Origin of the sequence: Exiguobacterium sp. s123, from assembly GCF_018617075.1 — a bacterium.
GTDB classification, from domain to species: Bacteria; Bacillota; Bacilli; order Exiguobacteriales; family Exiguobacteriaceae; genus Exiguobacterium; species Exiguobacterium profundum.
Genome location: NZ_JACSJL010000001.1, coordinates 236,998 through 253,156 on the forward strand (window position 1 = coordinate 236,998; position 16,159 = coordinate 253,156).

Annotated in this window: 17 protein-coding genes and 1 pseudogene; 2 read left to right on the forward strand and 16 right to left on the reverse strand. The window is 46.0% G+C overall.

Annotated features, from left to right (window positions below; genetic code table 11):
• Positions 1–183 precede the first annotated feature (183 nt).
• The 9 genes and pseudogenes from KNO72_RS01245 to KNO72_RS01285 all read right to left on the reverse strand — a co-directional run bounded on the left by KNO72_RS01245 (position 184) and on the right by KNO72_RS01285 (position 8,333).
• Entirely contained in the window at positions 184–1,536 is a 1,353-nt protein-coding gene (locus tag KNO72_RS01245) for a sodium-dependent transporter (RefSeq protein ID WP_214757088.1), read from the reverse strand.
• Between the two features lie 121 nt (positions 1,537–1,657).
• Positions 1,658–2,530 carry a diacylglycerol/lipid kinase family protein gene (locus KNO72_RS01250; protein WP_078146771.1) on the reverse strand — a complete coding sequence of 291 codons (873 nt, stop codon included), beginning with the start codon at positions 2,528–2,530 and terminating at the stop codon, positions 1,658–1,660.
• A complete protein-coding gene (locus KNO72_RS01255; protein WP_214688837.1) occupies positions 2,527–4,032 on the reverse strand; it encodes an ABC transporter permease/substrate-binding protein in 1,506 nt (501 codons plus the stop codon). The genes KNO72_RS01250 and KNO72_RS01255 overlap by 4 nt, the downstream gene beginning before the upstream one ends.
• A gap of 10 nt (positions 4,033–4,042) precedes the next feature.
• Positions 4,043–4,759 (reverse strand): annotated as a pseudogene (locus KNO72_RS01260) (ABC transporter ATP-binding protein); the annotation flags it as partial.
• A 107-nt stretch (positions 4,760–4,866) separates the two neighbouring features.
• On the reverse strand, positions 4,867–5,580 hold the full coding sequence (locus tag KNO72_RS01265) for a 3D domain-containing protein (protein WP_240499813.1): 714 nt from the start codon (positions 5,578–5,580) through the stop codon (positions 4,867–4,869).
• 238 nt (positions 5,581–5,818) lie between these two features.
• Positions 5,819–6,271, reverse strand: coding sequence for a GDYXXLXY domain-containing protein (locus KNO72_RS01270; RefSeq protein ID WP_214757089.1), 453 nt, complete (start codon positions 6,269–6,271; stop codon positions 5,819–5,821).
• Entirely contained in the window at positions 6,268–7,443 is a 1,176-nt protein-coding gene (locus tag KNO72_RS01275) for a DUF2157 domain-containing protein (RefSeq protein WP_251026318.1), read from the reverse strand. The genes KNO72_RS01270 and KNO72_RS01275 overlap by 4 nt, the downstream gene beginning before the upstream one ends.
• Before the next feature lie 25 nt (positions 7,444–7,468).
• A complete protein-coding gene (locus tag KNO72_RS01280; protein ID WP_012726121.1) occupies positions 7,469–7,669 on the reverse strand; it encodes a DUF2187 family protein in 201 nt (66 codons plus the stop codon).
• A gap of 40 nt (positions 7,670–7,709) precedes the next feature.
• Complete coding sequence (locus KNO72_RS01285; protein ID WP_270814078.1) at positions 7,710–8,333, reverse strand: NUDIX hydrolase; 624 nt, start codon at positions 8,331–8,333, stop codon at positions 7,710–7,712.
• A gap of 112 nt (positions 8,334–8,445) precedes the next feature.
• Between KNO72_RS01285 and KNO72_RS01290 the strand changes: the two genes are divergently transcribed.
• Complete coding sequence (locus tag KNO72_RS01290; RefSeq protein WP_078146765.1) at positions 8,446–9,984, forward strand: FAD-dependent monooxygenase; 1,539 nt, start codon at positions 8,446–8,448, stop codon at positions 9,982–9,984.
• 52 nt (positions 9,985–10,036) lie between these two features.
• On the opposite strand, the gene KNO72_RS01295 is transcribed toward KNO72_RS01290, so the two are convergent.
• Positions 10,037–10,285: a hypothetical protein gene (locus KNO72_RS01295; RefSeq protein WP_012726118.1), complete on the reverse strand. Its 249-nt coding sequence runs from the start codon at positions 10,283–10,285 to the stop codon at positions 10,037–10,039.
• A 95-nt stretch (positions 10,286–10,380) separates the two neighbouring features.
• Between KNO72_RS01295 and KNO72_RS01300 the strand changes: the two genes are divergently transcribed.
• On the forward strand, positions 10,381–10,668 hold the full coding sequence (locus KNO72_RS01300) for a hypothetical protein (RefSeq protein ID WP_012726117.1): 288 nt from the start codon (positions 10,381–10,383) through the stop codon (positions 10,666–10,668).
• Between the two features lie 34 nt (positions 10,669–10,702).
• Here the strand turns inward: KNO72_RS01300 and KNO72_RS01305 are convergent, their stop codons facing one another.
• Genes KNO72_RS01305 through KNO72_RS01330 form a run of 6 tightly spaced genes read right to left on the reverse strand, consistent with a single transcriptional unit; the run spans position 10,703 to position 16,128 of the window.
• A complete protein-coding gene (locus tag KNO72_RS01305; RefSeq protein WP_214757090.1) occupies positions 10,703–11,278 on the reverse strand; it encodes a nuclease-related domain-containing protein in 576 nt (191 codons plus the stop codon).
• Positions 11,279–11,297: 19 nt separating this feature from the next.
• On the reverse strand, positions 11,298–11,594 hold the full coding sequence (gpsB, locus tag KNO72_RS01310) for a cell division regulator GpsB (protein ID WP_012726115.1): 297 nt from the start codon (positions 11,592–11,594) through the stop codon (positions 11,298–11,300).
• A gap of 4 nt (positions 11,595–11,598) precedes the next feature.
• Positions 11,599–12,144, reverse strand: a complete 546-nt coding sequence (locus KNO72_RS01315) for an SLOG family protein (protein ID WP_047795387.1) — start codon at positions 12,142–12,144, stop codon at positions 11,599–11,601.
• A complete protein-coding gene (locus KNO72_RS01320; RefSeq protein ID WP_214757091.1) occupies positions 12,141–13,304 on the reverse strand; it encodes a ribonuclease H-like domain-containing protein in 1,164 nt (387 codons plus the stop codon). The genes KNO72_RS01315 and KNO72_RS01320 overlap by 4 nt, the downstream gene beginning before the upstream one ends.
• Positions 13,301–15,550, reverse strand: coding sequence for a DEAD/DEAH box helicase (locus KNO72_RS01325; protein ID WP_214757092.1), 2,250 nt, complete (start codon positions 15,548–15,550; stop codon positions 13,301–13,303). The genes KNO72_RS01320 and KNO72_RS01325 overlap by 4 nt, the downstream gene beginning before the upstream one ends.
• A gap of 17 nt (positions 15,551–15,567) precedes the next feature.
• On the reverse strand, positions 15,568–16,128 hold the full coding sequence (locus KNO72_RS01330) for a hypothetical protein (protein WP_078146761.1): 561 nt from the start codon (positions 16,126–16,128) through the stop codon (positions 15,568–15,570).
• Positions 16,129–16,159 lie beyond the last annotated feature (31 nt).

Here is a 16,159-nt window from a genome sequence, read left to right on the forward strand (position 1 = left end):
TCATGTTACTTCTATTGTACATTACGAAACCACTCAACAAAAGTTTCGTCATCTCTATCATTTTAGCATAATAAAATTCGTCGATACCTCCGTCCACAGGTGTAGAATCAACTACCTATATCGACTACTTTCCCGTTGCGAGACGAAAAAAACCGTAGACTCATAGAGCCTACGGTTCGTTTGTTATGTGGTGATCCATGTAGATACCATGACGATCGCGACAGTTACAGGAATGACATAGCGAATGAGCGCATGCCAGATTGTGTAAAGCTTCACACCAGGTTTGGATGTTTCGATTTCATCCTTTAGGACACGTTGGTCAACGACATAACCGACAAAGATGGAAGTCAAGAGTGCACCCGTCGGCATTAAAATATAGCTGACGAGATAGTCCATCATATCGAAGAACGTCCGACCGTTCCAAATCTGTACCTCACTCAAGAGTCCGAACGAGAGCGCGGATGGTACTCCCACGATGAAGACGAGAAGGGCGGCTATCACCGTCACTTTCTTTTTCGTCCATGACGATTTCTTTTCATTCAGACGGTCGGTCACACCTGCGACGACGACTTCTAACATGGCAATCGACGATGTGATCGATGCGAAAGCAAACAATAAGAAGAACAAGACCATGAAGAATCCACCGAGCGGTACTTGGTTGAAGACTGCCGGTAAAACAACAAAGAGTAACGCTGGACCTTCAGCCGGATCAAGACCTGTTGCAAAGACTGCCGGGAAGATGGCTAGACCTGCTAAAAGTGAAACCGCAATGTTCAACAAGACAATCATGTTAGCCGACCGGTTCAATGTTCCTTTCGTCTTTATATAAGACGCATATGTCAGCATCGCTGCCACCCCTAACGATAAGGAGAAGAACGCCTGTCCGAGGGCAAACAATACCGATTCGCCAGTCAATGCAGAAAAGTCAGGCTGTAAGAAGAAACGAACGCCTTCCATCGCTCCGTCAAGCGTCAACGAGCGGACCACGAGAACTAAGAAACTGATGAACAAGAGTGGCATCAAAATTTTACTCATTCGTTCAATCCCTGCTTCAACGCCACGTAAGACAATTAAGAGTGTGATTAAGAGGAACAAGAATTGTCCGAGTACGGCAATTTCAGGTGTCGATACGACGTTCCCGAACACCTCACCAAATTCGTCAGCCGAACGTCCACTGAGCGTCCCACTTAAACCGAGTCCAATATAGATGAGGACCCATCCCCCAATAACACTATAGAAGGAAAGTAACAAGAAACAAGCAAGGACACCTAAGTAGCCGATAATGGTCCAACGGCCATGCCCTAACTGTTTGAAAGCAAGAAGCGCAGTCTTTTGAGTCGAACGTCCGACAATGAATTCTCCAATCAATAATGGCAGACCAAGTAATAATGTGAACGCCAAAAACATGAGTAAAAAGGCACCGCCCCCGCTCGTTCCGGTGACATATGGAAACTTCCAGATTGCACCTAAACCGATTGCTGACCCTGCGGCAGCTAGTATAAATCCAATTTTTGAGGCGAATGAATTTTGCGCCATGTTTACCCCTACTTCCTCTTTTTCATTTCATTTTCATAATAATAGTGAAATACTAACACGGTTCCAAGATGAGGACAACAAAAAACAGAGAAAAGTCTGAATACTTTTCTCTGTTGATGCTTTATGGCGTTAAAAACGTGAGGGCTCGCTCTCGAATCCGTATCGTCAAGTGATCGGTTTCGAAATGTTCACCATCGATATCAATGATTTGAGGTTCGTTTAACTCGACTTCAACATGTGAAGCCTGAAAGTGATTCCACTCCGCCGATTTTTGATCAAGACCGAGTTGCTGGGCTAACAATTGACGAATCATCGGAAATCCGATTGCCGAGCTGTGTACCACTTCTAACAGCCCGTCGGAAAACGATTGTGTCTCAAGTTTGGTCGGGACCGTACCGAGATAACTCCCGTTCCCAACATAGAGAAAACTAACGTCACCGTCATATATTACTTCACTGCCCCGCCGAAGCGTGATGTTGAATGGGTCCGCTTCACGGAACTGACGGATGGTCGCTAAAAAATATCCGATTGAGCCTAATGATCCTTTTTCATCCGGATCGATTTGACGAGATGTATCCGCGATCAAACCGACGCCTACGAAATTGAGCGCATACATCTCATCGACTTGAATGACATCGACATATTGTTCGTGAGAGGAACGAATGATTTGAGCAGCCTGTGTCGGTTGAATTGGCAGTTCAAGCGCTCGTGCGAAGTCATTACATGTTCCTGCTGGAATGATGCCGACTGTCGGCCGTTCCTCGCGCTGTAAGGTCATTAACCCATTCACTACTTCGTTTAGCGTACCGTCCCCGCCAATGACAATCAGATGGTCGAACGATTCACTTGTTTCGGCTAATCGGAGCGCGTCCCCGATTTCCTGTGTCTTTTTGATGATGATTTCTTCATAGAGCGATTCAATCGTTCCGATGACTTCGCCGAGCATCGTCTCGCTCGTACCGGACTTCGGATTCGAAATAATCAAAGCTCTCATAGTAATCCTTCCTGTTCTAAGAAGTCTTTCGCTACATCGTACGCGCGTTCATTTCCGTACGCGACCCGTCGATTCAATTCAGACATTTGTTCGTCTGTGATTTTACCTGCGAGCTGATTGAGCGCATCCTCGATTTCTGGATACTCTTCAAGTGTCTCTTCCTTCATGAGTGGCGCTCCCTGGTATGGTGGGAAGAATTGACGATCATCTTCTAAGACGACCAGGTCGTTCTCGGCAATATCAGGGTCCGTCGCATAGGCGTCTACTAAATTGACATCTCCTCGTGAGATGGCACGATAACGCAGTTTTTGCTCCATCGAGACGACAGATGGGAAATCAAGCCCATACTCGTTTTGAAGTCCTGGGTATCCGTCTTCACGGTCCGTGAATTCAAGCGTGAAACCGGCCTTGATGTCCGACTCGACATTCCGTAAATCAGAAATGGCCGTAATGCCTTCCGCCTCTGCATAATCACGTGGAATCGCGAGTGCATACGTATTGTTAAATTTCATCGGTTCGAGCATCACATATCCATCTTCAGCAAGCGCTTCTCTTGCTTGCTCGTACACTTCACCGGCATCGTTTGACTCAGGCGTTTCTTTGACGAGACTCGCGAGTGCGGTCCCAGTGAATTCAGGGTAAATATCGACATCCCCTGATTGGAGGGCCCCCCATACGAATGTTGTTTCCCCAAAGTTCGGTTTCACCGATACGGTCAAATCCGTTTCTTCTTCAATCAATAATTTATACATATTCATTAAAATCTCTGGCTCAGGACCAAGTTTTCCGGCAACGACTAAGTCTGTTTCTTGCGAACGACCGAACGCGAGCGGTGTGACGATGACCAAGGCGAGGACAGTAGAAACAGCAATCAATTTCGCCTTGTTTCGAGTCGCCGTCGCACCTTCCATCTGACGCAACAAGAAGTCAAATAAGAGTGCCAAAATCGCGGCCGGGATGGCCCCGAGTAAAATTAAGTAATTGTCATTCCGATTAATCCCGAGCAAAATCAGCGTACCGAGTCCACCTGCTCCGACTAAAGCAGCGAGCGTCGCCGTACCGACAATCAGAACCATCGCGGTCCGTATACCAGCCATGATGACCGGTAAAGCAAGCGGGAGTTCAACTTTCATCAAACTTTGATTCGGCTTCATCCCACAAGCTCGAGCGGCTTCAAGCAACGATTTATCCACTTCGTTTAAACCGGTGAACGTGTTTCGTAAAATAGGTAGGAGCGCATATAAGACAAGCGCAATAATGGCAGGTAATGCCCCGATTCCAACGAGCGGAATCATTAATCCGAGTAAGGCAAGCGACGGAATCGTTTGAATAATCGCAGTGACACCAATGGCGGTTTCGGCGATTTTCTTACGGCGCGTCAGCCAGATTCCCAATGGTACGGCAATCAATACGGCAATCAAAAGCGATACGACAGAGAGCTGTAAGTGCTCAATCAGTGCCTCGACAAGCTGTCCTTGTCTATTTTGGAACGTCTCAAGCATCTAGCTCACCTCTTCCGCGTTGTGTAAATTCTAAGACGAATGGGTCTTCACTCGCCAATATCTCCTCAGGCGTACCGATCAACATGAGTTCCCCGTCACGCATCAACGCGATGCGATCACCAAGCTTCATCGCTTCTTGCATGTCGTGTGTGACAAATAAAATGGTTTTCCCGAGCTCATCATTTAATCGTTTAATGTCATCTTGCAATTGACCACGGCTGATCGGATCAAGCGCAGAAAAGGGTTCGTCCATAAGGATGACGTCAGGGTCTGCAGCTAAGGCACGCAATACGCCGACGCGTTGCTGTTGTCCTCCTGATAATTCTGCTGGCTTCTTCGAGCGAAGTTTCGGGTCCAGTCCGGCGATTTTCATTAATTCGGTCACTCGCTCTTTTGTTCGGTCTTTTTTCCACTTTAATAATTCCGGTACGACAGAAATATTTTCTTCCACAGTTAAGTGAGGGAATAATGCAATCTGTTGGAGTACATAACCGATATTACGGCGTAGTTCAAAAATATCGAATTGATAGATTTCTTTTCCATCGATTAAAATTTTCCCATCCGTATGATCGATTAATCGATTCACCATTTTCATCGTCGTGGTCTTGCCACAACCTGAAGGACCGATCAATACAAATATTTCTCCTTTTTCTACAGTTAAACTCAAGTCTTTGACGGCTAACGTCCCGTCTTCATAACGTTTTGATACATCACGAAACTCAATCAACCTGATCCCTCCTCAACTATTTCCAAAATGGAAATTCAAATATTATTTTGCCCGTTTCTCTACTTTGTTAAACAAAAAAAGGCTCTCCTAATTGGAGAACCTGATTTTTAGTATAGCGTTACTTCAATATGTCGACGCCCCCATTGGATCGCGTCCTGTTTTGAATCGACTAATAAATCGACGATATGACCTTTGATTCGGCCACCTGTATCAAGGGCGATCGCATCACCGACACCTTGAATATGGACTTTAGAGCCTAATGGGATGATGGCTGGGTCGACTGCGATAATTCGCATCCCGTTATAATAAATCGAGTCGGTCACATCATGACCCGTGGCCGTTAATACACGACCGCCGTATGCCTTATTATCTGCAACATCATTTGAATAAGCCGTCGATTCGACTGTAATAACCTTTTTAGATGTAGATACCGGTGTCGCACTGACTGTTTGCGTAGCTGAAGTCGACGTTTTTGCAGCTGTTGCCTGTTCCGCTGCTTTTCGCTCCTCTTCCGCTTTTCGTTCTGCTTCAAGTTTCGCAAGTCTTGCTTTCTCGGCTTCTTCTTTTGCTTTCTCTTCTGCAAGACGTTCTGCTTCGATCCGCTTCTCTTCTGCGATACGTTTTTCTTCAGCAAGTTTCTTTTGGCGGGCGATTTCTTTTTGTCGTTCTTCTTCAATTGCTTGTCGTTCTAGTTCAAGCGGGTTTTGTACGATTTTCTGTTCTGTCCCGATTCCGATTTGAGCAGCATCTGCCTGATCCATGAATGTGAACAGCCCCATCATCGTAGCTCCAATGACGATCATATATTTTAATAATTTCATCGTAGTAAGGTCATCACCTTTCTCGTTATGTAACGAACAGATGTTAATTTACCACGACAAGTCCCGTCAAAGTAGTGATTTTATCGAAGTGAAACATTCCTGACATATGGCAAAAAAAGTGGTTACAGATTGTAATAATTGAAAAAAACGTTGGTATTCCTTATGTTCACAAAAAAATTACAGATTCGTTACAATCAGCCGTGTAACAAACCTGTAATCTTCCTGTCATGATTAAATCTTATTCATTTGACTCAATTTCATATATTCTGAGCATCCCCCACGGTGCGACATCAACTTGAACCGTGAACGATTGCTTTCCTTTTATGGCATCTATCTCATTTTGAGACACACGATACGAACCCATTTCTTCTATATAAAGAAGTCGATCATAATAGTTTGCCCGAATACCACCAAAAAACGGTTTTGACTCAATTCGATCGATGACAGCATAGCCCTCTTCCCCTTCTTTAAAGGACACATAGACCGTTCCGGTTTCGACATCTTGTCTTCCTTTGAAGGCATCATATTCGAGATAGATGGAATCTCCAAAATAAGGATCATATGGCTCGAACGAAGACCCTTTAAACGTGTACGTCTCTCCGACCCACGAAATAGCATAAACAAGTACCACAAAGACGATTGCAATCAGGACTTGGGCAACCGGGATCACCCAAACAGAAAACCGTTTCATGTCGTCACATCCCCTCTCGTTCGATTACGCCACCATAATGCGAGTGACAACGCAAAGACGATTAACGCACCAATCAAGAAGAAGAGTGAGATATCGAGCCGGTCCCATACGTAGATAAAGTAAATTGTCATTTGAACGATTAAGAAATAGATGAAAGCGAATATTGTCGGTTGTCGTGTCACGTCTTGGCGAATCAAGTACGTAAGTGCAATCACCTCGATGATGACCGCCAGTAAAACTCCTGAATCTTCAAAAAGTGCAAATGGGATGACTGCAAGGAAACTTACCCAGAGAAGGTCGTTTCGTCTGTGAATCAAATAGACGGCAACGAGTGCCACCGACAAAAGTGTCGCTTCAATGACAGAAGGCGGTCTTTGGGAGAGCCAACTTTCTGTCACGTTAATTAAATAACCAATTGATAGAACGGCCGCAGTGAACAGATACGTTGCTTGCCATGCGGCTTGTTTTCGATAGAACAAGAGCAATACATGCAAGATGACGAGTGACCAAAGCGGCCACAGTCTTCCCTCAAAATCGATATACTGGCCGAAAATATTGAGAAGGCCATAAAAGGTTAGCCAGGCAAACGTGCGGTCCAACGATTCATCGACGAAATGGAACCACACCCATGTCACGATTAGAGCAATCCCAATCAAAATCAGCCCGATGCTTTCGAAACTATTGGTGATGGCTAAAAATGCAGCGATTGCGGTGATCATAGAGAATATGACATGCTTATACAAGATGCGATGAAGTACTGCCATCGCAAAGATAATCCAGAACAATAGAGTCAATTGGCCAGACAGGTTATACGTCGTGAAAATGACCGCCATGGTCGCGATAAAGAAAACGAACCCTAGTACACGTAACAGCGTGACATATCTTGGGGTTTTTAAGCGAACCCGCTCGGCAAACACATAAAATCCAACCATAAATAAAAGAAACAAACCGATTTTCAAAAGGTCAGGAATCGCTTGCCAGTTGGCTGCGACGAAACTGAAAAGGCTAAGAGCCAACAAAATGGATCCGACAATGACCAAAACGGGCGGCTTGTGATCATGTTGCTCACTAGCCGCCCGTCGTTTATGTTCATAGTCGACTAGTTTTAACCCTGTCGCTTCATCCAATAAACCCGCCTCTTGCCATTCACGTACTTTTTTGTCAATGGACATCTGAATCATCCCTTTCAGAAAAAGGTCAGCTGGCGCGTTCAATCAATTCCAATTCTGATTTTAGTAAAACTTGTTTCTCGAACTCGAGTCCGAGCTGTTGAAACTCTTCCATGATCGAGACGTCACCGATCACAGTATTGGTCAGTACGGCGGTCACTTCAGCGACCCATCCTTCACGAGTCGACTTCACGATATCACCTACGAGGAATTCTTCAGACACACCCATTCACTTCCAATCTAAATTTGTTTCTATCATTATAACGAAATTATAACCGTTTGAATACGTTTTCTTTTATCCGTTTAATAAATTGTGTCAAGAATTTTCCAGTAAGTCCCCAAATGATGTAGTCTTCATGTTCATAAAAAGGTTCTTTCATTTTAATTACCCGTTTCTTGTACGCTTTAGCATTCGCCAATCGATCTAACGGAATATTTTGATCCGGACTCATTGTCCATTCCATCTCTCCGTGGAATGGATCAATCATGAGCAAGGTAGAAATCGGTACGGTAAACAAATGATCGACCTCATCCGTCCCTTCCACACTCGGTACTTCCGATAGAATTCCGACAAACGGATAAATCAATTGACGATGAGGCGTAGCAAGCGGTCGCAATTTGCCTACGACTTCTACTTTATCTGCAGAAATCTCTAACTCTTCGCATGTTTCTCGGATTGCCGCTTCTACGGGTGTTTCTCCTTTTTCAAGGCGTCCCCCTGGAAATGAAATCTCCCCAGGTTGCTGCCGCATCGTGTGGGCGCGTACCTCAAACACGACGTGCCATTCCTGATCGATTTGAACGAGTGGGATTAACACTGCCGCTGTCTGTTCATAATCTTCATCCATTGTAAAACTATCTCGAATTTTTTCTTCTGTGATCCATGGCTGCACAATGCTCACTCACCTTCCATCATCGAATATCATATATCGTTCTATACCCTACTTTTCGTTTAGTCGCTGCCAATGTCGGAAATATCATTATTAATGATAGGAGTTGATCAGCGTGGACGAACAAGTGGATGTATTGATTGTCGGTGCCGGACCAACCGGCCTGACGCTCGGACTCACCTTAGCCAGATATGGCGTATCTTTTCAAATCATTGATCGTAAGACGACCCCGTCGGACAATTCACGAGCCATCGGGATCCAGCCGCGGACCATCGAAGTGTTTTCTCGTTTAGATGTTGCGCAAGAAGTGCTAGAGCGTGCCCGAACAATCGAGCGGGGGAATCTATATTTTTCGGGACAGTGGACAGCAAAGCTTGAGTTCTCCAAACTTGTGACCCCTTATCCGTTCGTGACGTTGTTACGTCAAAATGAAACCGAAGAGATTTTGGAACGTGCCCTACGAAACCATGGACATGTTGTGAAGCGTGGGGAAACCTTGTCATCCATTACCCAATATCCATCCCGTACCATCGCACATTTGACCGCGACTGATGGGGTGACTCGTGCCGTTGAAGCGAAATATGTTGTCGCCGCCGATGGAGCAAACAGCTCGGTTCGTCGGATGCTCGCCCTTCCGTTTAGCGGTAAATCATTTAAAGAGGCTTGGGTGTTAGCCGATTTGAAGGCGGATTGGCCGATATCCCGGGAAGAGGTTCATATCTTTTTTTCGGATCGAGGAGTGCTTGAAGTCTTCCCGCTCACGGATGAAACAATTCGTATCACGGGAAACTTGAGAACGGATGAATCATTCCAAGAATCGGAACTTCAAGAATTGGTGGAGCAACGCAGTCATATGCCGGTCCATATTCACGATGTTGAATGGTTCTCTTTATTCCGTGTGCACAATCGCATGGTCGATACGTTCATCCATAATCGCATCATTCTCATGGGGGATGCGGCACATATTAACTCCCCGGTCGGCGGACAAGGGATGAACACCGGGATAGCGGATGCCTTCAACTTAGGTTGGAAACTGTGGTTACATCTCAAAACTGGCGCTCCCCATCACGTCGTGTCCACCTATCGGGACGAGCGCGAACATGTTGCCCGCAATGTGCTACAGACGACGAATATCGCAACGGAGATGTTGCAGACGACCCTCCCGATGCTTTTGCCGTTCCAAGCAATCGGTGCGGATGTCTTCACTCGCGTCAATCTCGTCAACCAAAAGATCACCGAACGGATTTCTCAGCTCCATTTATCGTATCCGAATGCGCTTCGGTTACCGTTTCGTCGCGTCGCGGAAGGAAAGATCTTTCCGGAGACTGAGATTTTACGAACGGATGACGGGTTTCGGACAAAAATATCCGAAATCGCGGACGGACGGTTTCAAGTGCTCGTATTTGACGACGGGAAACGTGATTTGACGTCCATTTATGACTATTTGAACAAGAACCAGCCGTTCATTCAAACGATTACCTTAACTAGGACGAGTCGCCCGTTTTTCGATCAAGGAAACGAACTAGCCAAATCACTTTTTATGAAACGTGGCATATTAGTCATTCGTCCAGACGGTTATTTGTTGCATAAGCAACATCATGTTCGCTTAAAGCCGTTACAGGACAAGTTGGCCGTCTGGCTGCCTTCCTCTTAAACGTGTATAAATGGAGAGCCTCACCGAATGGGTGAAGCTCTCCATGTCATGACTATTCAACGTTTACATATAGAATACCTGGTTTCGAGAGCGTCAAATCGTAAAACGCTTCAAACGCCTCGATATCTTCTAATTTTCGGAAATCGATTTGATCTGTCTCTTCATTTGGAATGGCCACGATGATACCTTCCTCTGTCGATTTGATCATACCCGTTTGTCCGTTATGAATTCGAATATAGAGTACTTGCTGATTTTCTAGGAGTGAGATCGCCTCTCGTCTCGATTGAATCGGTTTTTTCATTTCATCCCCTCTTTTCCATTTCAGTATACCGTTCGCTCCATATTGCTTTCAACTCGCCACACCATTAAACTTGTGTAAAGAAGGGGTTGAAGGCATTGGAAACATTATTGATCATCGTACTCGCCATTTTGTTTGTCATTTTGGTCTCGATTCGGACAATTCGCAACTTAAAGTGGGTTCGTTTCGGTGAAGCATTCGGGAAACAAGGTGAAGAACTTTTAGGTGATTATCATTATTTGACCGAGCAGGGCATCACCTGTCGTGTGGAACAAGGACTACCGACCGGTAAACTATTAAAGCCGCTCGCAAAAAACTTGGACGATCGCGTTGCACTGTTCGTTCACCGAGATGATGCGGCAAAAGCAAGAGAACTTTTAAAATAAGATGAAGGCCGAATACAATCATTCGGCCTTCATCTTATTTATGTACTTGTCGCTCAGAACAATAATAAGCGATTTGTTTGACGAGCGGCTCTGTCAACGTCTCAAGGTTCGTTTTATTGATCACTTGATCCACTAGAGCGAATGAATCTCCACAATTCGCCTTAATTCGTTCTAACTTCAATCGTTCCGTTTCCGGGAAAATTAAAAACGAATAGACGGGAATTGCTTGATTACACTCTTTTTTTAATCGTGACCGCACCTGTTTGGTCATCCGTTCTAATTCCGTGACAGGATGAGGATAAACCTGTTTCCACCCCATCGAGGTCTCGGTTCGACATTCCCGGTTCGTCATATGGACGGGGGCTGGAGTTCGATTTAATTGAATCAAGAATACGCCTTTAGGTCCGACGAGCACGTAATGAATGAGATCATCCCCTAATTTGACTTGTTCAATCATCATCCAATCAAATCGGCATGTTTGTCTGATGTTTTCGACGAGACGATCTGTATAGCAGGTTGGTGCTTTCATCACTTCTTCTTTCAAACGAAACAGCTTTTTTGTCTGTTGTTTGACTGGTTGTTTCTCCGTGGCCGTTAACACTTGCAACATGGACTCCACCCCCTATTTGTTATTCGCTTGGACCGACTTGCTTTCCAAAGACCGCTTTTTCAAGATTTGAAATTCGGCGTAACATATCATAATTTGAAGCAACCGGCTGTGCTGGTTTAGCCGGTTCCGATACAGGCGCAGGTTCCCGTCGCAACGAGTCGTTTTCTTTTTGAAGACGCTCGATTTCTTTCGCCATTTTTTCATAATCGCGAATGACGACATCTAAAAATTGATCGACTTCTTCTTGTGAATAACCACGTAACGCCGTCTTGAATTCTTGTTTATAAATCGCTTCTGCTGTTAATTCCGTTTGCATCATATCACTCCCATTGTTGTTCCCATTGTTTTTCTTCTTCAATGACTCGTAAGTCTTCTTGTGTGATCAAGAAAACTTCCATGTTCGGCTTTCGCCGAGCCCCATCGACTAGAAACCGGGGACTTCCTTCCGTTTCTTCGTCATACAAGGTGATCAATCCTTCTGCTTTATCTAAAAAGAACGCTGTTTTTGCCCGTAGCTGACTCGGGTCTTCGTATGGACGCTGTGTCAGCGGCTCAAAAAAGTCTGCCTCGAGTTGCAGTTGCACAAATAGTTCTTGTTCGAATGGTTTATAGCGCTCATCCATGTTTAAGAACGGCGGAAATACGGCGATTTTAATCGGATAGGTTTCTCTTAACTCTAACAATACTTGTCCGGCCCACAATTCACAACCATTCGTTCCACTAAATATGAACCATTCAGCACCTAATTCGATGACTTCAAGTATCTTTTTCCGGTAAGCTTCTTGAATGATTTCAATACCTGGATGATCCGCTTTGAAGATACCGAGTTCATGAGGACGATATCCTGTGACGGCTACTACTTTCATGTTCGCTTCCTTTCTAGGCGAGCACGGCGATGTTCTAACGCATCTTTCTCGCGTTGCATCGTTTGACGTAACACCGTCCGCTTTTGATCAAGAATCTCTAACGCTCGCTCCGTGTAATCCATCGCTAAAGCCACGTCCTTTTGTTTATGCTCTGCATATTTGGCGAGTTCGACGTACCCTTCAATCGTATGAATCGATTCAAACAGCGGAATGGCCTCCTCGAATCGTCCAGCTCGTTTTAATAACATCGCTTGCCGCATGATGGCACGCTTCGATGGACTCGGGAGTTGCTCAAACTCCCTCAGCGCTTGATCTTGTTCGCCAAGGTCATGTAGCCAGTGGGCACGTTCCTCTCCGAAATCAGTTACCGGGGTCGTGACAAGCTGACTGAGACGCGTATACAAGGAGACGAGGCTTAAACAGTCCGCATGATGGTGCTCAAGGACCGGCAGCAATATTTCTGGATTCCGCTCTTTGACGTATTGAAAATAGTGCATCGGTGCCAAGAAGCCAGGAAGGTCATCCGTTCGTTCATGACCAAAGTATGCTTCGACCGCTTTTAATGATACTGATTCTAGCCTCGGTTTTAACAATCGTCTTGCAGCGTGAAGTAAATCGACATGACCCACTGAAGGTAATTGTTTCACCCGTGATTTGACGAACGTGTGTCTCGTCTTGATTTGAGGCCAATCAAATGACTTCCCGTTATAGGTGACGAATCGTACCTCATCTCCGATGTCTTGCAAGAAATGATAGTAAAAGGCGGTTTCAAACGCCGGATGAGGTAACACGTATTGAATCATTTCAAGTTGTTCCGCACGAATCCGTGCAAACCCGATTAAAAAAATCGACGTTCCAGACCCACGTAAACCAGTCGTCTCCGTATCCATGAACAGGACTTGGTCGGGGTCTAAGTCGACGGCGAAAAACGGATGCTCGGTTCGAGCCATCATCTGTCCTGCTTCTCCAAACTCGAAGTCGTGATACACCTCATCAAGGGGATATGTCTTCCGGATCCGGACGCACCATTCCCCCTCAAACGTTAAAATCTCGCCCCCATGATCCTTCCACTTTTGTTGCTCCACTTCGTCAGGGGTCGCAACACTAGCTTTTGGGGCAGGTTCGTTCGTTTTGATTAATCTAGATAGTTTAGCTTTCATATCGTTCCTTTCAATCCTTGCAACTGGCGAATGACTTGCTGCTTGAAGTCACCGTATCCAACCATGCCGACACAACGGGGACATCCGCTCTCACACGGACAGTCGGATACCGTCCGTTCTGCCGCTTCAAGCACCATGTCTGCATCTTTAAAGAGCGCCTCGCTGAGCCCGATTCCTCCAGGATAGCGGTCATACAGATAGACGGTCGGCTTACTCGTATGTGTCGACTTCATCTGAATCGTTGTGAATAAATCAAGCGTGTCACACATGAGATAGAGTGGTGCAAGCCGTCTCATCAAATCACTGACCGCTTCAAGTTGATCTTCGAGGTCCGCCTCCGAGTAGGCGAATCGCTCATCCAACGTGAACCATGTCGCTGTCGTATGCAGCTCTCGCTCCGGTAGATGAATCGGGCCCGACCCGATGTTCTCATGCGTCCCAAATTTTATTTTCTTGAACAAAGTGGCCATCGCGATGACCGATACCTCACCAAACGTCTTCACTCCATCTGTCTTATTCTCTTCAAGCACCTTCAGTTCAACGGCTAAATTCGCATCTGTGTAGTAGTCGACGTCAACTCGGCGAACATACGCTTTCTTCTCCTCAAAATCGAGTTTTTCGACCTGATATTGCTCGGCTCCATGTAAGTATATCGCTTCATCATGTAACAACGTCATGGCACTGAACGTGTCCATTTCACCGATGACTTGATGTTTTGCCGTCTGATCGACGATGACGACATTTTCTTGTTCACTCGTCCGAAGCGAGATGTCATGAGCCGGAAATGAATCCGTCATCCAATAATATCTATCAGCCCGTTCATGCAAGACGTGAGCATCCGTCAAAAACTCTAATATATCTTCCGTATCGACCGTTCCGAATCGCTCTCCTTTTTGAAAAGGCAACTCGAATGCGGCGCATTTCATATGGTCCACTAAAATAATCAAGTTATTCGGGTCAAGCCGGGCCGCTTCCGGTGAACGTTCTAAAATCATGTCCGGCTGTTCGACGACGAGTTGGTCGAGTGATGACGAGGATGCGACAAATACAACGAGTGATTCTGAATGGCGGCGTCCGGCCCGACCAGCCTGCTGCCATAAGGAAGCGACCGTTCCAGGATACCCATTTAAGACACACGCTTGCAGTTGGCCGATATCGACACCGAGCTCCAACGCGTTTGTCGAGACGACCGCCTTGATTTCCCCGTTCCGTAACCGCCGTTCGATTTCTCTACGTTCAGATGGAAGATAGCCGCCACGGTAACCGACAATAGACTTTGGTCCGAGCTCCCGACGTGTCAATTCCTGCAAATAGGTCAATAGCACCTCGACACGTACGCGCGACCGCGCAAATACAATCGTTTGAATGTTCGCTTCCACGAGCCTCGAGGCGATTCGTTTCGTCTCGAGCGTTGCGCTTCGACGAATTCCGAGTGCTTCGTTGACGACAGGCGGGTTGTAGAACACAAGATGTTTCTTCCCTTGAGGTGCCCCGTTCCGATCGATTAAAACGACTTCTTCTTCCGTCAATAGCTCGGCAAGTTCAAGCGGGTTCGCGATGGTCGCTGAGGTCATGATCCATTTCGGATGACTGCCATAATAGGCACAGATTCGCTTCAAGCGTCGAAACACGTTCGCCACATGACTTCCAAATACGCCACGATACGTATGGAGTTCGTCGACGACGATATATTCTAAGTTCTCAAAAAGACGAATCCATTTCGTATGATGAGGTAAGATCCCGGAATGTAGCATATCCGGATTCGTGATGACGATATTCCCCGCATCGCGGACTTTTGTTCGTGCCGCAGGTGATGTGTCTCCATCATACGTGAAGCATCGTAAATTCCCTTCAAGGGCTTCGACCATCTCCATCAAGTCACTGTTTTGATCTTGCGCGAGTGCTTTTGTCGGGTAAAGATAAAGCGCACGGGCTGTAGGTTTTTCAATCATCTTCGATAGGACGGGCAAGTTGTAACAAAGCGTTTTTCCTGAAGCCGTCGGTGTCACGATGACCGTCGAATGACCAGCCGCCGTTTGTTTCACAGCCTCGGCTTGATGCGTGTACAGCTGCTCGATTCCGCGATTCTTAAGTACATTCGCCAATTGTTCAGGCACTTGTTCTGGAATTGGGGCATATTGTGCCGGACGAGCGTCGACCGTGTACCAATGACGTACGTGGTTTGAAAAACCTGGATCGTCTTTTAGTTGTTTGATCATTTCTTCGACAGAGCGAGATTTTCGCATCCAGTCACCTTCTTTCATTACGCATTCGAAGGGGCAAGATCCGCTACGACTTGTCGGATTTGATGAATCCGTTCATCTCGTACCACTCTCGATACGGCGGGCATCTGAAAGATGGCCATCTCGTTAAATGTAGCAGCGACATGCTCATTCTCTTCTTCGAGGCGGATGAGCGCATCTGAAAACAGACGTTGCGTCGACCGTCCGAACAAGACGATGGTATGTAGTTTCGTACATTTTGAATGAACCGCTAAAAGATGTTTGACGTAGCGTTGCACCGTTTTATAATAATCTTCGTTTGTTGAGCTGAGTTGACGGTTGCCACGAAGAAGTTCCGGATAATAGGATTCTTCGCCCGTGAACATGGTCTCGACTCCGATTCGTTTCAAGTAAGCATGTCCGATCGCTTCGGCGACGGTTTGGTCCTGGATGAGACGCCCAAACGGTATCGACTCTTTTAAGAGCACATGTGAAAGCTTTAACCCGAGATGTCCACCGAGAGGCACGCCGAAATCATCGTCTTGCAGTCGATCTATGACAAGTAGTACTTTCATCTTGCGTTTTAAAGAGAGTTGAACCATGTGTCACCATCCTGTTCCCTTTCTTTTCATT

Bases quoted from the DNA above. Each gene is read 5' to 3' on its own strand.
- KNO72_RS01255 (WP_214688837.1), bottom strand. From the start codon at position 4,032: ATGCTTGAGACGTTCCAAAATAGACAAGGACAGCTTGTCGAGGCACTG.
- KNO72_RS01320 (WP_214757091.1), bottom strand. From the start codon at position 13,304: ATGAAAGCTAAACTATCTAGATTAATCAAAACGAACGAACCTGCCCCA.
- KNO72_RS01275 (WP_251026318.1), bottom strand. From the start codon at position 7,443: ATGTCCATTGACAAAAAAGTACGTGAATGGCAAGAGGCGGGTTTATTG.
- KNO72_RS01330 (WP_078146761.1), bottom strand. From the start codon at position 16,128: ATGGTTCAACTCTCTTTAAAACGCAAGATGAAAGTACTACTTGTCATA.
- KNO72_RS01270 (WP_214757089.1), bottom strand. From the start codon at position 6,271: ATGAAACGGTTTTCTGTTTGGGTGATCCCGGTTGCCCAAGTCCTGATT.
- KNO72_RS01295 (WP_012726118.1), bottom strand. From the start codon at position 10,285: ATGAAAAAACCGATTCAATCGAGACGAGAGGCGATCTCACTCCTAGAA.
- KNO72_RS01245 (WP_214757088.1), bottom strand. From the start codon at position 1,536: ATGGCGCAAAATTCATTCGCCTCAAAAATTGGATTTATACTAGCTGCC.
- KNO72_RS01315 (WP_047795387.1), bottom strand. From the start codon at position 12,144: ATGAAAGTAGTAGCCGTCACAGGATATCGTCCTCATGAACTCGGTATC.
- KNO72_RS01265 (WP_240499813.1), bottom strand. From the start codon at position 5,580: ATGAAATTATTAAAATATATGATCGTCATTGGAGCTACGATGATGGGG.
- KNO72_RS01250 (WP_078146771.1), bottom strand. From the start codon at position 2,530: ATGAGAGCTTTGATTATTTCGAATCCGAAGTCCGGTACGAGCGAGACG.
- KNO72_RS01305 (WP_214757090.1), bottom strand. From the start codon at position 11,278: ATGTTGCAAGTGTTAACGGCCACGGAGAAACAACCAGTCAAACAACAG.
- KNO72_RS01325 (WP_214757092.1), bottom strand. From the start codon at position 15,550: ATGCGAAAATCTCGCTCTGTCGAAGAAATGATCAAACAACTAAAAGAC.
- KNO72_RS01280 (WP_012726121.1), bottom strand. From the start codon at position 7,669: ATGGGTGTGTCTGAAGAATTCCTCGTAGGTGATATCGTGAAGTCGACT.
- gpsB (WP_012726115.1), bottom strand. From the start codon at position 11,594: ATGCAAACGGAATTAACAGCAGAAGCGATTTATAAACAAGAATTCAAG.